Origin of the sequence: Haloarcula sp. CBA1131 (assembly GCF_008728975.1) — an archaeon.
Classification (GTDB): Archaea; Halobacteriota; Halobacteria; order Halobacteriales; family Haloarculaceae; genus Haloarcula; species Haloarcula hispanica.
Map to the genome: position 1 here is coordinate 1,086,548 of NZ_RPCY01000001.1, position 14,875 is coordinate 1,101,422.

The window sequence follows — 14,875 nt, forward strand, 5'->3', positions numbered from 1 at the left end:
AGCTATATGTGTCTCATGGAGGCGCAATCTTGCCATGTAGCACTGGCCGCGGTAGACTGATGCGGACGGCGCCGGACAGTTCGAGTATGAGTGGCAGTACCACAGTTTCCGAGGACTGCGCGCTGTCGCCAGACGACTGGTCCCATCCGGCCGAGCGCCGATACGCGGACGCACAGGCCCGTCTTGTGGACCACTACGACCATTCCGTCGAGTCCAGAGTGACCGAGACGGACGCCGCGGGTCGCGTTCACTATCTGGTGGGTGGGAATCAGGACGGCGACCCCGTACTTCTGCTCCACGGTGTCGGAACGCCAGCAGCGACGTGGCTCCCGCTGTTCCCGGCGCTCACCGACGAGTACCGCGTGTACGCTCCCGACCGGCCCGGCCTCGGCCTCTCAGCCGCGCCGAGCTACCGGGACCGGGACCTCCGTTCGTTTCTGGTCGCATACTTGCTGGAACTGCTCGACGACCTCGCTATCGACCGTCCCCACGTCGCCGGGAACTCCCACGGCGGCCTGCAGTCGCTTCTGCTCGCAATCGACCACGACCGTGTGGACCGACTGCAACTGGTCGGCGCGCCGGGCGGCGTCTCGCGAGACCTCCCGCTCCTGTTTCGCCTGCTGACGGTTCGTGGCCTCAACCGGGTGTTGCTGTGGCTGCTCAGCCGTGGTGACCCAGTCGAGAACGCGAGGCAGTCGATGCAGCGGGTCAACGTCGTTGACGCCGCAGCGATACCGGACGTGTTCTACGAACTGCTCGCCGCCGGCCAGGATCTGCCCGGCCGGCCGGAAAGCCAGCGGTCGCTAGCGACCGCACAGGGCTCGTACGGCCGTGTCCACCCGTTGTTCGACATCAGGGACGAAATCGTTGGAATCGACTGCCCGACGCAGTTCGTCTGGGGGACGGAGGACGCCTTCTATCCGCCTGACGTCGGTCGCCCCGTCGCCGAGAAGATGCCCGACGCCGAGTTCCACGAACTCCCGGGACACGGTCATACGCCGTGGCTGGAACCAGGTGATGAAGTCGCTGGACTGGTCCGAGGATTCTTCGATAACTGAGCGTTTTCGTTATAATACACCGCAAACAATCGCTCAGCGTCAGTGCTGTTCGGACCGCCGTGGCCGTCACCACTTGCTCGGCATCCGACACAGCAAGTAGTCTTTTAGTAAACAGGCCATCTCGGTTGAGAGCATGGACCAGCTATCGTCGTGTTACTTCTGTGGCGGCGCGCTCGACGTCTCGCTCTCCGAATATCCGATTATCCCGAAATCGCTGGACCCGGAAGCCGAAAAGCAGGGGACGGTCGTTCTCTGCTCGACTTGCCGAGAGAAGCTCGCAACCATCGTCGAACCGGCCGTCGAGGCGGCGAAGGCGGACGCCCGCGAGACAGCGGAAACGACTGGCGACGCCGGGACCACGGAGCCGCCGGGGCTACTGGATGATTCTGGAACGACGGCAGGCGACGCACAGGCGACCACCGACAGCGTGGTCGAGCCGGCTGATGACGGCTCGCTGCTGGGCGACGACGGCGCGAGCGCGGCGGGACAGGAACAGTCGGCGCAGTCAGCGGCGACGACGGAGGCGACTGCGGAGCCAGATGCAACGAACCCGGCGGTATCGGACACCACGGACGGACAAGCGGCGGAGCCGACCGAGTCGAATGACTCGGCGGCGAACACTGGGAGCGAGGACACCGAACGCGGTACGGACAGCGACGACAGCGCTGACGGCCCCTCGCTGACGAAACTGGAGTACAACAAGGTGATGCGCCTCCTCCAGAACCGTGAGATGCCCGTTGACCGCGCGGAAATCCGCGAGGTCGCGGTCAACGCCTACGACATCGACGGGGAGCAGTTCGACGCCATCATCGACGCCGCGGTGGACCGGGACCTCATCGGTCAGGAAAACGGCCAGCTGGTCGAATCGGATGGGTAGCCCGTCGCCGGTAGAGAAAAACATACCACCGGTCATCTCGAAGTCCGCGCCATGAACGCAGGCGACATCGCGACGCGTCTCGACGACAGACTCGACATCGAGGCCTACGCCGACATCGACGCCAGTCCGAACGGTCTGCAGGTCGGGCCGGCGAGCCAGCCGGTCGAGCACGTCGCTTTCGCAGTAGATGCGGCCGTCGAGACCATCGACCGCGCCGCCGACGCGGGCGCTGACCTGCTCGTGACCCACCACGGTATCGTCTGGGGCGGGATGGAGCGCGTGACGGAAACCAACTACCGCCGGGTCGCACCGCTGATCGACAACGACCTCGCGCTGTACGTCGCGCATCTCCCGCTAGACGGCCATCAATCGCTTGGCAACGCCGCCGGCGTCGCGGACCTGCTGGACCTCGACAACCGTGCGCCGTTCGGATCGATGGGCGGCGAGCACATCGGCCAGCGTGGCTCCCTCCAAGAACCACAGACGGTCTCCGAACTCGCCGAAACCCTCGAAGGAAATCTGGATACTGGCGGACAGCCAATTCAAGTGCTTGATTTCGGCCCGTCGACTGTCGAGGACGTCGCCATCGTCACCGGCAGCGGCGTCGACTGGCTGCAGGAGGCAGTCGAGACGGACGCCGACGTGCTCATCACTGGCGAGGGGAAACAGCAGGCCTTCCACGAGGCGCGCGAGCAGGGACTCCACGTCATTCTCGCCGGCCACTACGCGACGGAGACGTTCGGCGTTCAGTCGCTCCAGACCGTCGTCGAGGACTGGGGGCTGGAGACGACCTATATCGACTGCCCGACCGGCCTCTAAGGCGATGGTAGATGTCGTTTCGTTCGAGGGCGTTAGCTCGGATGCGGACCTCATCGCTTGGTCGCAACAGTACTGTCGCGGGGTCCGCCGCGAGCAGGGCGTCTCGGTTCGGTTCGACCTCGTCGACTGGACAGTGTCCCACCGCGCCAAGCGTCGCGCCGCCGCAGTCAAGCGGCCGAAACTGGACGACGCCACCATCGGTGAGCGGTACGACTGGGACAGCGTCGACGGGAGCGACGGCCGCCCGCTTCGATGTACGGTGTCGCTGACCTGGGACGCCTTTTCGGCCTTCGAGCGGGACGCCTGGGAGGCAACACTGCGCCACGAACTCATTCACGTCGAGCAATATCAGCGCGACGGGACGACCGACCACGGCCGGGCGTTTCAAGAACGGGCCGACCAGCTCGACACCGACGTCCACTGTCCGGCCTTCTCCGATCCCAAGCACGTCCTCACCTGCGGGGCGTGTGGGGACCTCGTCGCCCGCCGCTATCAGGACTGCAAGCTCGTCGAGCGACGCGAGCAGTACCGGTCTGACTGCTGTGGGGCCTCGCTGGAACTGAGCTGACTACAGCAGGAACCTGATGGCCCAGAGGACGCCCATCCCGGTCACCATTGTCGCGAACACGTCCTCGGTCCGCCAGGCGACGCCTGCCGCGAGCGCTCCGGCGACGAACTTGTCCGCGGCGAAACTACCGGCGTCGAGTGTCACGAACGAGGGGAGAACAAGCGCGGCGAGGACGGCGGCGGGGACGAACCGCAACACCCGCTCGACGACCGGCGGAATTTCGTCCAGCCGACCGAACAGCGCGATGAACGAGAGGCGACAGGCGTAGGTCAACACGCCGATGACAGCGACGACACCGGCTATCTCAACCGGGCCGTAATTAGTCGCCATCGGTCCCTCCCGTGGCGGATTCCGTGAGAACGCCAGCCGTGATGCCAACCCCGGCCGCGACGAGCAGTCCGAGATTGAGCGGGAGGCCAGCGCCGACGACGGCGACGGTTCCACCGACGACAGCGGCGATGCCGGTCGCTGCGTCCTCGATTGCAGGGACCAGAATCGCGAGGAAGACCAGCGGGATAGCGAATTCGAGACCCCAGGCGTCCGGGACGCCGGTCCCGAGTAGCGCCCCCGCGATAGTCGTGACCTGCCACACCGCCCAGAGCGTCACGGCGACGCCGAGGTAGTACCACTTCCGGTCCGTCTCACGGTCGGACCGGTAGCTGGCGACCGACAGCGCGTACGCCTGGTCGGTCAACACGTAGGCGAGCACCGCCTTCCACCGACCAGTGAATTCCCGAAAGTACGGGGCAATCGACGCCGAGTACATCAGAAGCCGGAGGTTGATGACGACGGCTGTCGCGACAACGACCGTCAGCGGAGCGTTCTGTCCCAGCAGTTCCAGCGCCGCGAGCTGTGATGCGCCGGCGAAGACGACCACCGACAGCCCGACTGCGGTCGGCAGCCCCAGTCCGGCGTTGACGGTCGCGATGCCGGCAACGAGGCCAAACGGAATAATTCCTAGCAACAGCGGCGCAACATCCCGAACGCCGCGCCTGAACGCAGCAGTATCCATAGCTCCCAATCCAACGCAGGGGCGTCTAAGCCCTCCGTTTCAGCCGCGGTGTGTGACGGCACGTCGATGCATGGGCCGTCCGCGGTGTGTGACGGCACGTCGACAACGGCCTCTACCCGTCACGGCGAACCACGACGTTGAAACCCGACGCCATTCGACTGCATTGTAATGAGCGACCACACCGACGAGCGGGAGACGTTCCATCACGATCCGATCGGGCACGCGGAAGCCCGGGCCGGAATGACGGTCGGCGAACTGGCTGACAGCTACGGCGAGGCCGGCATCGGCGCGAACGACATCCACGAGGCCGTCGACATCTACAGCGAGATGCTCGACGACGACGTGACGACCTTCTTCGGGCTGGCCGGCGCGATGGTCCCGACCGGGATGCGGGCCATCGTCAGCGAACTCATCCGCGACGGCCACATCGACGTACTCGTGACGACGGGCGCGAACTGCACCCACGACAGCATCGAGGCCATCGGCGGCAAGCACCACCACGGCGAGGTGACACCCGAGGGGCAAACGGAGCGCGAACACGACGAGACGCTCCGTGACGAGGGCGTCGACCGGATCTACAACGTCTACCTCCCCCAGGAGCATTTCGCCCTGTTCGAGAACCACCTCCGGGACGAGGTGTTCTCGACGCTGGAAGACGAGGGCGCGGTCTCGATCCAGCGCATGACGGAGGAACTGGGCCGAGCCAACAGCGAGGTCAACGAGCGCGAGGACGTGCCCGAGGACGCTGGCGTGCTGGCGGCGGCCTACGAGAACGACGTGCCGGTGTACTGCCCGGCCTTTCAGGACTCCGTGCTGGGGCTGCAGGCGTGGATGTACTCCCAGACCAGCGAGTTCACGGTCGACGCGCTGGCGGACATGACACAGATAACCGATATCGCGTACGAGGCCGACAGCGCCGGCGCGATGGTCGTCGGCGGCGGTGTCCCGAAGAACTACGTCCTCCAGACGATGCTGGTCTCGCCCGATGCCTACGACTACGCCGTCCAGTTGACGATGGACCCATCGAACACCGGCGGCCTCTCCGGCGCGACGCTCGACGAGGCCCGCTCGTGGGGGAAGCTTGAAAAGGACGCCCGGAATGTCTCGGTGTATGCCGACGCGACGATTACACTCCCGCTGGTCGTGGCCGCGGCCCGCGAGCGGCACAGCGCGTAAGCGTGACCACGCCGCCGTAGACGGCGACAGGTCTGGACATTGTGGGGCACGTCTACTGAGAGGCATATATCCCTCATATAAACGGTCTTTCACAACCGCTCGGCAGCCGTACCTAGCATGTCACGGTACATCGGCCGACGGACGTTCGTCGGAGGGACAGCGGCGACGCTGGCGAGCGCGGGACTCGTGGGGAGCGCAACGCCCCAGGAATCGGATGATACTGACACAACCAACAGTGACACCGACGACAGCGAGCGCAAAGCGATGACTGACGACACGACGCTCATCGCTCACCGCGGATTCGCCGGCGTCTACCCGGAGAACACGGAACTGGCCGTCGAGGCGTCCTCGTTCGGCGGTCCGGGAGCCCAGACGGCCCACCGACGCGCCGACATGATCGAGGTCGATGTCGTGCCAACGGCCGACGGCACGCTCGTCACCTTTCACGACGACGGGCTGGCCGAGCGTGACGGCGGCGAGCGCGGTCTGACCGACGCTGACGGGCTCGTCTTCGAGACCGACACCGATACTGTGACCAGTGCGACTGTTCTCGGCACCGGGGAGACGGTCCCGACGCTCGAAACGGTCATGGACTCGATTCCGCCGAGCGTCGCCGTCAATCTGGAGTTCAAGAACCCCGGCAGTCAGGACCTCCGTTTCGCTGAGTCGCTGCCGGACCAGGCGCTGTCGGCGCAGCGAGCGGTGTGGCGGCCCTACACCGAGCGCGCGCTCGACCTCGTCAGCGAGTACGACAACGACATCCTCGTCTCGTCGTTCTACGAGGCCGCGCTCGCGACCGTCCGCGACTACGACGACTCGATTCCCATCGCTTGCCTCTTCTGGAATGACATCGAGGCGGGGCTGGAAATTACCCGCCGCTACGACTGTGACGCGATGCACGTCCCTCGGAACATGGTTCAGGGAACGCCCTTCTTCAACGACGACGGCTACATCGAGTCCAATCTGAGCGATATCGACCTCGTCGACGTCGCTGCCGACGAAGGCCGTGATCTGAACGTCTGGACGATCAGTACGTGGTATCAGGCCCGTGAACTGGTCCGGGCCGGCGTCGACGGGCTCATCTCTGACTACCCCAGCGTGCTCTCCGTTCAGGACTGACGGCGGATCTCGTTTTCGTTGTGTTTCCTCAAAGAGCCTGAAAGCCCCGAGGCGCTGGGCGTACGAGGCGACGCAAGCACTGGAGCGAACGCAGTGAGCGAAGGGCGCAGCGAGTCGCAGTAGCCCAGCGCCTCGCCCCTTTCAGTCCCACCCAGCCTGGATTGTCCAACGGGCTTTGGTGGGACTGAAAGGGGCGTCGTCGGCGCGAAGTCGCTCGAAAGACGCTTCGCGTCTTTCGTGATGACGAGGGAGCTCCGCTCCCTCGGACCACGCCGACTGCTCGGGAGACCTCTGGTCTCCCGGTGGCCGGCTCCGGGAAGACGGCAGATGTAAGCACTGCATGAGCGACCGTAGGGAGCGAAGAAGTGCGCAACGAGGCCCTCGACCGGAGCCGGCCGGGGCTTTCTGGCTGTTCGAAATCGCTTCCCAGTCTGTCTCTTCAATCAATCCAAGGCCGAATGTTGAAGGGGCGACCGGCCGACGACGCTAGTATGGAAGCACCGACCGGGGACGCAGGAATCTACGCCCGCGAGTCGTCGTATCTCGACCGGTACGTCCAGCTCGGTGAGGCCGGCGACCGGATCATCTCGCTGTCGTTTCCGTCCCAGCCCGAGGACGACGCCGGGGCGGACCACGCGCTGCTCGACCGCATCGACGAGTATCTTCAGGGGGTCGAGGACGACTTCGCGGACGTCACCGTCGGCCTCACCGTCCCGACGGACCAGCGCACAGTGCTTGAAGCGGTCCAAGAGATTCCGTACGGCGAGGACGCCACCGTTGCACAGGTCGCGCGGATGACGCCGGATCTGGACGACGACGACGAGGACGACCTTGCGCAGGTCCGGAAGGCACTGGCCGCGAACCCCGTGCCGCTGTTGATTCCGGACCATAGAGTCCGTGACGGACCGAGCGCCGCGCCGCCGCCCGTCGAGCAGAAACTCCGCGCTATCGAGGGCCTCTAGGCCCAGAGCCGGTCGACGCCCAGCCCCTCGTGGACGATCAGTTCGAGGGCGTTGACGAGGTAGTGGGCGACGACGACGGCGAGCAGGCTGTTTGTCGCGATGAACAGGCCCGCGAGCGCCAGCCCCAGCGTGCCGGTGACGACGATGCCCATCCGACCCTGTGCACCGTGGCCCAGCGCGAAGGCGACGGAGGCGACGATGGCCATCGCCCACGCCGGCGCGTCGAGGCCGGCTACGGGAACGCCGATAGCCGCCGCCCGGAAGAGGAGTTCCTCGACGATGGCGATGACCGGCAGGACACCGCCCAGCAGGACGACCCAGCCGCCGGCCGAGTCCGGGGCGAGCAGTTCCCGCAGCGACTCGTCGAAGGCGACGCCGAAGCCGTCGGCCAGCGCCGCGGCGAGTTCGTTGCCCAGCCAGAACCCGACGCCAGCGCCGATGCCGACGGCTATCGCCGGCAGTCCAGTCGAGAGAGCGTCCGCAGTAATACCGAACGCACTGGCCGGGATTTCGAAGTAGAACGCGCCAGCGACCAGCAACACGCCGAACAGCCCCTGCGTGAACGCGACGTTGGCAAGTAAGGCCCCTGTCGAGAGGTCACTTGGGGCGAGCGTATCCTGCATCTGCCGTCGCTGGGCCGCCGCCCGTTGTGTCTCGAAGCGTGGGAGAGTCGGGTCCTGGGGTTCGGTGGCCATCGAAGTACCGTCGACTGTCGACGAGACACCGCCGTCGGACCGTACGGCTCCCTGCGAGAGCCGTGCGAGACCGAGAAGCGCGGTTAAAAGAAACCCCGTCAGGCCGACGAACGCGGCCCACTCGGGCATCTATTGGGGACTTGGGCTGCCGCTCTGCCGGCCGACCTCGTGATCGAGCGCCTTGCCCGTGATGGACTTGAGGCGGTCGACCAGCGAGTCCTTCTCGGCTTCGCCGGCGAGGGCGACTTCGAGGACTTCAGAGATGTGCGAGACGGGGATGATCTCGATCATGTCCTCGTACTCGTCCTCGATCATCACGTCCTGCGTGTTCGCCTCGGGGATGATGACCGTATCGAGGCCGGACTTGGCGGCCGCCTCGATCTTGTGCGTGACGCCGCCGACCGGGAGCACGTCGCCCCGGACCGACAGTGAGCCGGTCATGGCGAGGTTTTGCTTGATCGGAACGTTTTCTATCGCGGAGATAACCGCGGTGGCGACGGTGATAGAGGCGGAGTCGCCGTCGACGCCGCCCTCACCGGCCTGAACGAACTGGATGTGGACGTCCTTCTCGGAGATGTCCTCGTCGGAGAACTTCTTGATAATCGCCGAGACGTTCTGTACGGCTTCCTCGGCCATCTCCTTGAGCTGTCCGGTGGCGATGACCTGACCGGGACCCTGTGATGGGCTGACCTCGGCCATGACAGGGAGGACGATACCGCTGTCCTCGCCCATGACGGCGAGCCCGTTGACGCGGCCGACCACGTCGCCCTGGTTGACGGTGAGCTCGTAGTCCTTGCGGCGCTCGATGTAGTTGTCCGCGAGCTGTTGCTCGATGGACCGGGAGCGGCGTTTGGCCTGTAGCACGTCCGCTCGCTCGGTGCGGTCGCGGTCCTCGGCGCGGGCGATGTCGCCGGCGACGCGGACCAGCCCACCGAGGTCACGGAACTTCAGGCTGAGGTGGCCTTTGCGGCCGGCGCGACGCCGGGCCTCCAGGATGAGTTCCTGGACGGCCTCCTCGGTGAAGTGCGGGAGCCGCCCGTCGTTCTCGACCTCCTGGGCGATGAACCGGGCGTACTTCCGTCGCATCTCGGGGTCGTCCTCGATGGTGTCGTCCATGTACACCTCGTACCCATACCCCTTGATACGGGAGCGCAGCGCGGGGTGCATGTTCTCCATCGCGTCGAGGTTCCCCGCCGCGATCATGATGAAGTCACAGGGAACGGGCTCGGTCTGGACCATCGCGCCCGAGGAGCGCTCGGACTGGCCTGTGATGGAGAACTCGCCCTCCTGGATGGCCGTCATCAGCTTCTGCTGGCTGCGGATGTCGAGCGTGTTGATCTCGTCGACGAACAGCACGCCCTTGTTGGCCTGGTGGATGGCACCGGGTTCGACGCGGTCGTGGCTCGGCGTCTCCATCCCGCCTGACTGGAACGGGTCGTGGCGAACGTCGCCCAGCAGTGCGCCGGCGTGAGCGCCCGTTGCGTCCTCGAACGGCGCAGTCTTCTGGTTGGCGTTGTTGACCAGCAGGTTCGGGATCATCGCGTCGCTACCGCGCGAACCGTAGCGGAACGCGAGATAGATGACACCGGCCGCGAGAATCCCCAGCAGGACTTGCTGGACGAGGATGAGGGCGTAGCCGATGACGATGGCGATGATGATCCACATGAGGAAGGTCCGCATCTGGTTTCGCTTGCGGGCCTCCTCCTTGTGGGCCTCGACGATCTGTTCCCCTTTGCCGCCGGGGACGGTGCGAACTTTCGGCTCGTTGCCGTCGTCGGGATTGTGATAGACGAGAACGTCCTGCAGCTCCTCCCGCGGAAGCAGTTGGGACATCGCTTTCGCCAGCATCGACTTCCCCGTCCCGGGGGAGCCGATCATCATGACGTGGCGGCGCTGTTTGGCCGCCTTCTTGATCACGTCACGGGCGTGGTCCTGCCCGATGACCTGGTCGACGAGTCGGTCTGGCACTTCGATGTCGGCGGTCGACTCGATTTCGAGACCGCCGAGGAGATTCTCCTCGTCTCCGTCCAGTTCGGACTCGCCGTCAACTTGGACATCGCTTCCGAGTGTCGTTTCGGACGTTTCTCCCTCGCCGCCCCATCGCTCCTCGGACGGGTCGGATGGCTCGTCGGCCGAGGGCTCAGAGGCGGGTTCGTCGGGGTCCTGTTTGGCCCCGTTGGTCGACGCCTCTTCCTCCCCAGCGTCGGATGCCTCCCGGTCAGGGTCGGGAGTCGCGTCGGTGTCGGTGTTGTCGCTCATACAAACGTTGCTAACATACTCACGGAAGGCCTGTCGACTGATATACTTTCTCCCCGTGTCGGTTGTTGCAACACCCCGGAAACCGCAGTACAGCGCCCGAATTGGGTGTGCTTGTATTCCGGCGGTACCGCGTCGTCGGGTTTATCAAACCACCACACCCACTGGGGAATATGCGTGGGTTCTACATCGGTCGCTTCCAGCCCTACCACAACGGCCATCACTCGATGGTCGAACGTATCGCCGATGAGGTGGACGAACTCGTCCTGGGCATCGGAAGCGCCGACGATTCACACACCACTCACGACCCCTTCACGGCCGGCGAGCGAATCATGATGATTACGAAGGCCGTCGCGGAGTACGACCTGACGACTTATGTCGTCCCCCTTGAGGACATCAACCGCAACGCCGTCTGGGTGAGCCACGTCGAGAGTATGTGCCCGGACTTCGACGTGGCGTACTCGAACAATCCGCTTGTCGTCCGCTTGTTCGAGGAGGCCGGTATCGAGGTCCGCCAGTCGCCGATGTTCGACCGCGACCGACTGGAGGGCAGCGAGATCCGCCAGCGGATGATCGACGACGAGTCCTGGCGTGACCGGGTCCCGGCATCTGTTGTGGAAGTCATCGAGGAGATCCACGGCATCAAGCGACTCCAGCACGTCTCAGACAGTGACTCGCTCGAACGATACACCGCCAGCGGCGAGTCCGTCACCGAATCCATCGATGACCTCGACGACTGATGATTACGCTCAGCTCTGATTTCGGATCACCGTATCCGGCGGCGATGAAGGGCGTCATCTGTCGGGCGACGGACGCGCGTATCGCGGATATCGCTCACGATTTCCCACGGCAGGACGTGCGGGCAGCGGCGTTCTGGCTCACGCAGACGCTCCCGTACTTTCCGCCGGCAGTCCACTGTGTCGTCGTCGACCCGGGCGTCGGAACCGACAGAGACGCCATCGTCGTCCGTGCGGGCGACCACGCGCTCGTGGGGCCTGACAACGGCGTCCTCCTGCCAGTCGCCCGCGAACTGGCTGAAACCGAGAACGACGCCCCGGACGCGTTCGAGGTGTTCACCTGGGCCTACGACGACCCGGCGAGTACGACGTTCCACGGGCGGGACGTGTTTGCGCCCGCCGCGGCGGCCGTCCACGACACCGGCGTCGATACCATTGAAACACGGCCCGAAATCGAGCCGACCGACGACTACGTCGACCTTCGGTTCCCGGCAGCCGCAGTCGAAGGTGACGGAGCGACCGGCGAGGTACTCGTCGTCGATGACTTCGGGAACGCCGTGACGAACATACCCGGTGCGGTACTTGCGGAGCGGTTCGGCGGGGTGGTCTCGGTCGACGGCGTTGAGGCTCCAGTCCGACGGGCCTACGCCGCCGTCGACCAGGGCCAGCGACTCGTCACTGTTGGCAGCCATGGGAACGTCGAACTCGCCGTCAACCGCGGCCGCGGCGACGAAGCGTTCGGTGTCAGTACCGGCGACACAGTTTCCGTATCACTGTGATGACGTGTAACTACGAAGGGTTTTAGGCTCGCCGAAAAATCGGTGCTGTTAAGTCTTTTAGGCCTGCCTAATCGACTGTATGCCACAGAGACGCGACTTGCTGAAGACGGTGGGGATCGCTGCGACGGGACTCCTTGCTGGCTGTCCAAGCCAGGGGTCGTCCGAACCGAACACGGCGTCAGCTGATACCGAAGCAGCGACAGAACAGGTAACGGGTGCGGAAACCGACGAGGGGGACGAAAGCGGCGTCTCGGTCGGGCCGATGACCGCTGTCGCGACTGAGTGGAACGTCTACCGGGCGCGGCTGTACGACGCCGTCGCGCTGGGCCGGGCCGGCGCACCCGGTGCCGGGGCGACTGTCGCCCAGAGCGTTTTCGCCCGCTTCGAGGGGGCGTCGGGCGAGTACGGAGCCCACGAACAGCTAGAAGCCACGTCCGAGTCGGCATACGAGGGGTTCGAGGACGCGCTCGGGTCCGTCCAGTCGTCGCTGTCCGAGGGCGACGTGTCCGGAGCCGCCTCGGCCGCAGACAAAGCGTCGGGCCACCTCCAGACAGCGCAGCAGGCCGCTGCCGGACAGCAGGCCACCAGAGTGCTGGACCTGCTCGTGCTGGGTAGTCGGGCGAGCAATGCCGCCATGGCCGGGACGCTGGGCGCTTTCGAAGCGGCCGCTACCATCGCGGAGGAGACGATGACCGCGTTCGAGGACGCGCTGGTGTACAGCAAAATAGAGACTGCGGACGCGGAGTCCTACGAAGCCTTCGAGAACGCACTGGCTGGCATCGGTTCCGCCGCGGGCAGTGAAGACGCGAGCGGTGTCACCGAACAGGCCCGCGCCGCGCTCGATGCGACTGTCACAGGTGCGTATGCGCTGGTCCAGCAAGAGGCGGTCGCTGGTGCAGGTCACCTCGCGACGATGCAGGCCCGCGGCTGGGACGCGGCCGCACTCGCGTCCGCCGGCGGTCCCGGGCAGGCGTACGCGCACACGGTCACGCTGAACAGCTACCGTGCCCGGATTGCCGATGCGGACTGGCTCGCCGCCAACGACGCGGCCGATGCAGCGTCGACGGCCGTCGAGAACGTCTTCGCTCACTTCGAGGGAGCGAACGCGCACGACGCGCTGGAGGAGGCCGACGGCGAGGCCTACGAAGCCTTCGAGGGCGGACTGGAGGACCTTTCCAGTGCCATCGAGAACGGGAGCGCGGACGGCATCGACAGCGCCGTCGAAACGGTCGATACGAACCTCGTGACTGGTATCGAAGCGCTGGTCGGCGGCGAGGACGCCCGGGCGGCGCTGGAGTCCGCCTTCTTCCGTGCGCGCATTGCGGACGCTCGCGAACTGTATCGCCTCGGCGACGCCGACAGCGCGGCGACTATCGTCTCAGACGTGTTCGCCCGCTTCGAGGAGAACGAACTCGGCTTCCACGAGACGATGGAGCACGAGAGCGAGGACCTCTACCATCGCTTCGAAGAGGAACACCTCGTGGCACTCCAGTCGGCCTACGAGAACGACGACAGCGAAGCCGTGGCGACCCATCACGACGGGGTCCAGCAGGCCTTGCTTGACTTCGAAGCGGCCCTGTCGACGGCTGTCGCCAGCGGAGCGGAGGCGGACTACATGATCGGGCGGGCCTTCGACGCGGCCGGCCTCGCGGCGCTGTCGGAAACCGACCGCGCGGCGACCGTCATCCAGGATACCTTCGCCCACTTCGAGAGCGGCGCGGCGGGCTTCCACGAGGCGCTGGAAGAAACCGACGGGGAAATCTACGAGAGCTTCGAATCGACGCTTTCCGACGTTCGTGCTGCCGCTCAGGACGGTGGGGATGTCACCAGCGCGGCGACAGCGTTCAACGACGAGGCCATCGCGGCGGCGTATGCCATCGCCGGGAGCGCCGGCGGCAACGGGGAGGCCGCGACAGCCATCGTACAGGACGTCTTCGCGACCTTCGAGGAAGCACGGGTTCACGAGATGCTGGAGGAAGCGGACCACGACGCCTACGAGAACTTCGAGGCTGCGTTGAGCGACTACTCGCAAGGGCTGACGAACGGCGACGGCAACCCGACACGGATGGCGGATGCCACACGAACCGGGCAGTTCGCTGTCGTCGGCGCTGTCGACAGCGCCCCGAGCGGGTCCGGAGGCCACGGTAGCGAGGAGTCCGAGGAGACCGAGACGTCGCTGTCCGGCGGCCCGAACGTCGTCGAGGGCGTTCCCGACGACGCCGACCACGTCGTCGACATGGAAGCAGTGGCGTATGCGCCGGAAGAACTCACTGTCAGCGTCGGCGATAAAGTCGCCTGGGAACACGTCGGCGGCGAACCGCACTCGGTCACCGCTGTGGCGGACGAAATCCCGTCGGACGCGACCTACTGGGCCTCCGGCGGATTCGAGAGCGAGTCGGCCGCACGCGAGGGATGGGAGAACGGGGAAGGGGCAGTGCAGTCCGGCCAGAGTTACGTTCACACGTTCGAGACGGCTGGCGAGCACGGCTACGTCTGTATTCCGCACGAAGCCGCGGGGATGGTTGGCACCGTCATCGTCGAGGAGTAATCGACGCTCTACTTTTTGGCTCGCCTAGAAACCGATGGCTTTTTGTATTTTAGGGTAGCCTAAACAATTGTATGCCGGACGAACAGGCCACATCGAGACGGGATATCTGTCGCCGTAGCGAGTCGGGTACTGCCGTCCCTGTCGTCCGCGCAAACGCCGCCCTACAGGAGGTGAGAGTCAGGACGTGACCGGGTATTGACCTGTCAGTCTCGACCATCTTTCGCGGCGACGACCACCGTGGGCATAGCCCGTCGCCGCGCGCCACGAGT

General features: G+C 65.5%; 14 protein-coding genes. 10 read left to right on the forward strand and 4 right to left on the reverse strand.

Translation table 11 applies throughout. The annotated features are described in order from the left end of the window. The first annotated feature begins 86 nt into the window (after positions 1–86). From Har1131_RS05635 to Har1131_RS05650, 4 genes are all read left to right on the forward strand, one after another. A complete protein-coding gene (locus Har1131_RS05635; protein WP_151103714.1) occupies positions 87–1,058 on the forward strand; it encodes an alpha/beta fold hydrolase in 972 nt (323 codons plus the stop codon). 133 nt (positions 1,059–1,191) lie between these two features. Beyond that, positions 1,192–1,935: a hypothetical protein gene (locus Har1131_RS05640; protein ID WP_151145442.1), complete on the forward strand. Its 744-nt coding sequence runs from the start codon at positions 1,192–1,194 to the stop codon at positions 1,933–1,935. 51 nt (positions 1,936–1,986) lie between these two features. Beyond that, entirely contained in the window at positions 1,987–2,754 is a 768-nt protein-coding gene (locus Har1131_RS05645; RefSeq protein WP_014041124.1) for a Nif3-like dinuclear metal center hexameric protein, read from the forward strand. Positions 2,755–2,758: 4 nt separating this feature from the next. Continuing rightward, on the forward strand, positions 2,759–3,322 hold the full coding sequence (locus tag Har1131_RS05650; protein WP_151145445.1) for a SprT-like domain-containing protein: 564 nt from the start codon (positions 2,759–2,761) through the stop codon (positions 3,320–3,322). Here Har1131_RS05650 and Har1131_RS05655 read toward each other — a convergent pair whose 3' ends face one another. Beyond that, positions 3,323–3,652: an AzlD domain-containing protein gene (locus tag Har1131_RS05655; protein WP_014041122.1), complete on the reverse strand. Its 330-nt coding sequence runs from the start codon at positions 3,650–3,652 to the stop codon at positions 3,323–3,325. It lies immediately after the preceding gene. Next, the gene (locus Har1131_RS05660; protein WP_050036967.1) at positions 3,642–4,334 is read right to left on the reverse strand and encodes an AzlC family ABC transporter permease; all 693 of its coding nucleotides are present in this window, start codon (positions 4,332–4,334) and stop codon (positions 3,642–3,644) included. The genes Har1131_RS05655 and Har1131_RS05660 overlap by 11 nt, the downstream gene beginning before the upstream one ends. Positions 4,335–4,502: 168 nt before the next feature. On the opposite strand from Har1131_RS05660, the gene Har1131_RS05665 reads away from it, so the two are divergent. The 3 genes from Har1131_RS05665 (at position 4,503) to Har1131_RS05675 (ending at position 7,591) form a co-directional block, all read left to right on the forward strand. Next, on the forward strand, positions 4,503–5,510 hold the full coding sequence (locus Har1131_RS05665; RefSeq protein WP_023843388.1) for a deoxyhypusine synthase: 1,008 nt from the start codon (positions 4,503–4,505) through the stop codon (positions 5,508–5,510). A 117-nt stretch (positions 5,511–5,627) separates the two neighbouring features. After that, positions 5,628–6,629 carry a glycerophosphodiester phosphodiesterase gene (locus Har1131_RS05670; RefSeq protein WP_014041119.1) on the forward strand — a complete coding sequence of 334 codons (1,002 nt, stop codon included), beginning with the start codon at positions 5,628–5,630 and terminating at the stop codon, positions 6,627–6,629. A gap of 458 nt (positions 6,630–7,087) precedes the next feature. After that, entirely contained in the window at positions 7,088–7,591 is a 504-nt protein-coding gene (locus Har1131_RS05675) for an MGMT family protein (protein WP_023843387.1), read from the forward strand. Here Har1131_RS05675 and Har1131_RS05680 read toward each other — a convergent pair. After that, on the reverse strand, positions 7,588–8,415 hold the full coding sequence (locus Har1131_RS05680; protein WP_014041117.1) for a CPBP family intramembrane glutamic endopeptidase: 828 nt from the start codon (positions 8,413–8,415) through the stop codon (positions 7,588–7,590). The genes Har1131_RS05675 and Har1131_RS05680 overlap by 4 nt on opposite strands. Then, positions 8,416–10,545 (reverse strand): ATP-dependent protease LonB, encoded by a 2,130-nt coding sequence (gene lonB, locus Har1131_RS05685; protein ID WP_014041116.1) that lies wholly within the window; start codon positions 10,543–10,545, stop codon positions 8,416–8,418. A gap of 170 nt (positions 10,546–10,715) precedes the next feature. Between lonB and Har1131_RS05690 the strand changes: the two genes are divergently transcribed. From Har1131_RS05690 to Har1131_RS05700, 3 genes are all read left to right on the forward strand, one after another. Beyond that, on the forward strand, positions 10,716–11,282 hold the full coding sequence (locus tag Har1131_RS05690; protein WP_014041115.1) for a nicotinamide-nucleotide adenylyltransferase: 567 nt from the start codon (positions 10,716–10,718) through the stop codon (positions 11,280–11,282). Continuing rightward, on the forward strand, positions 11,282–12,058 hold the full coding sequence (locus Har1131_RS05695; protein WP_050036966.1) for an S-adenosyl-l-methionine hydroxide adenosyltransferase family protein: 777 nt from the start codon (positions 11,282–11,284) through the stop codon (positions 12,056–12,058). Before Har1131_RS05690 ends, Har1131_RS05695 begins: the two co-directional genes overlap by 1 nt. A gap of 79 nt (positions 12,059–12,137) precedes the next feature. Then, positions 12,138–14,606 carry a DUF5059 domain-containing protein gene (locus tag Har1131_RS05700; RefSeq protein ID WP_050036965.1) on the forward strand — a complete coding sequence of 823 codons (2,469 nt, stop codon included), beginning with the start codon at positions 12,138–12,140 and terminating at the stop codon, positions 14,604–14,606. Positions 14,607–14,875: the final 269 nt, after the last annotated feature.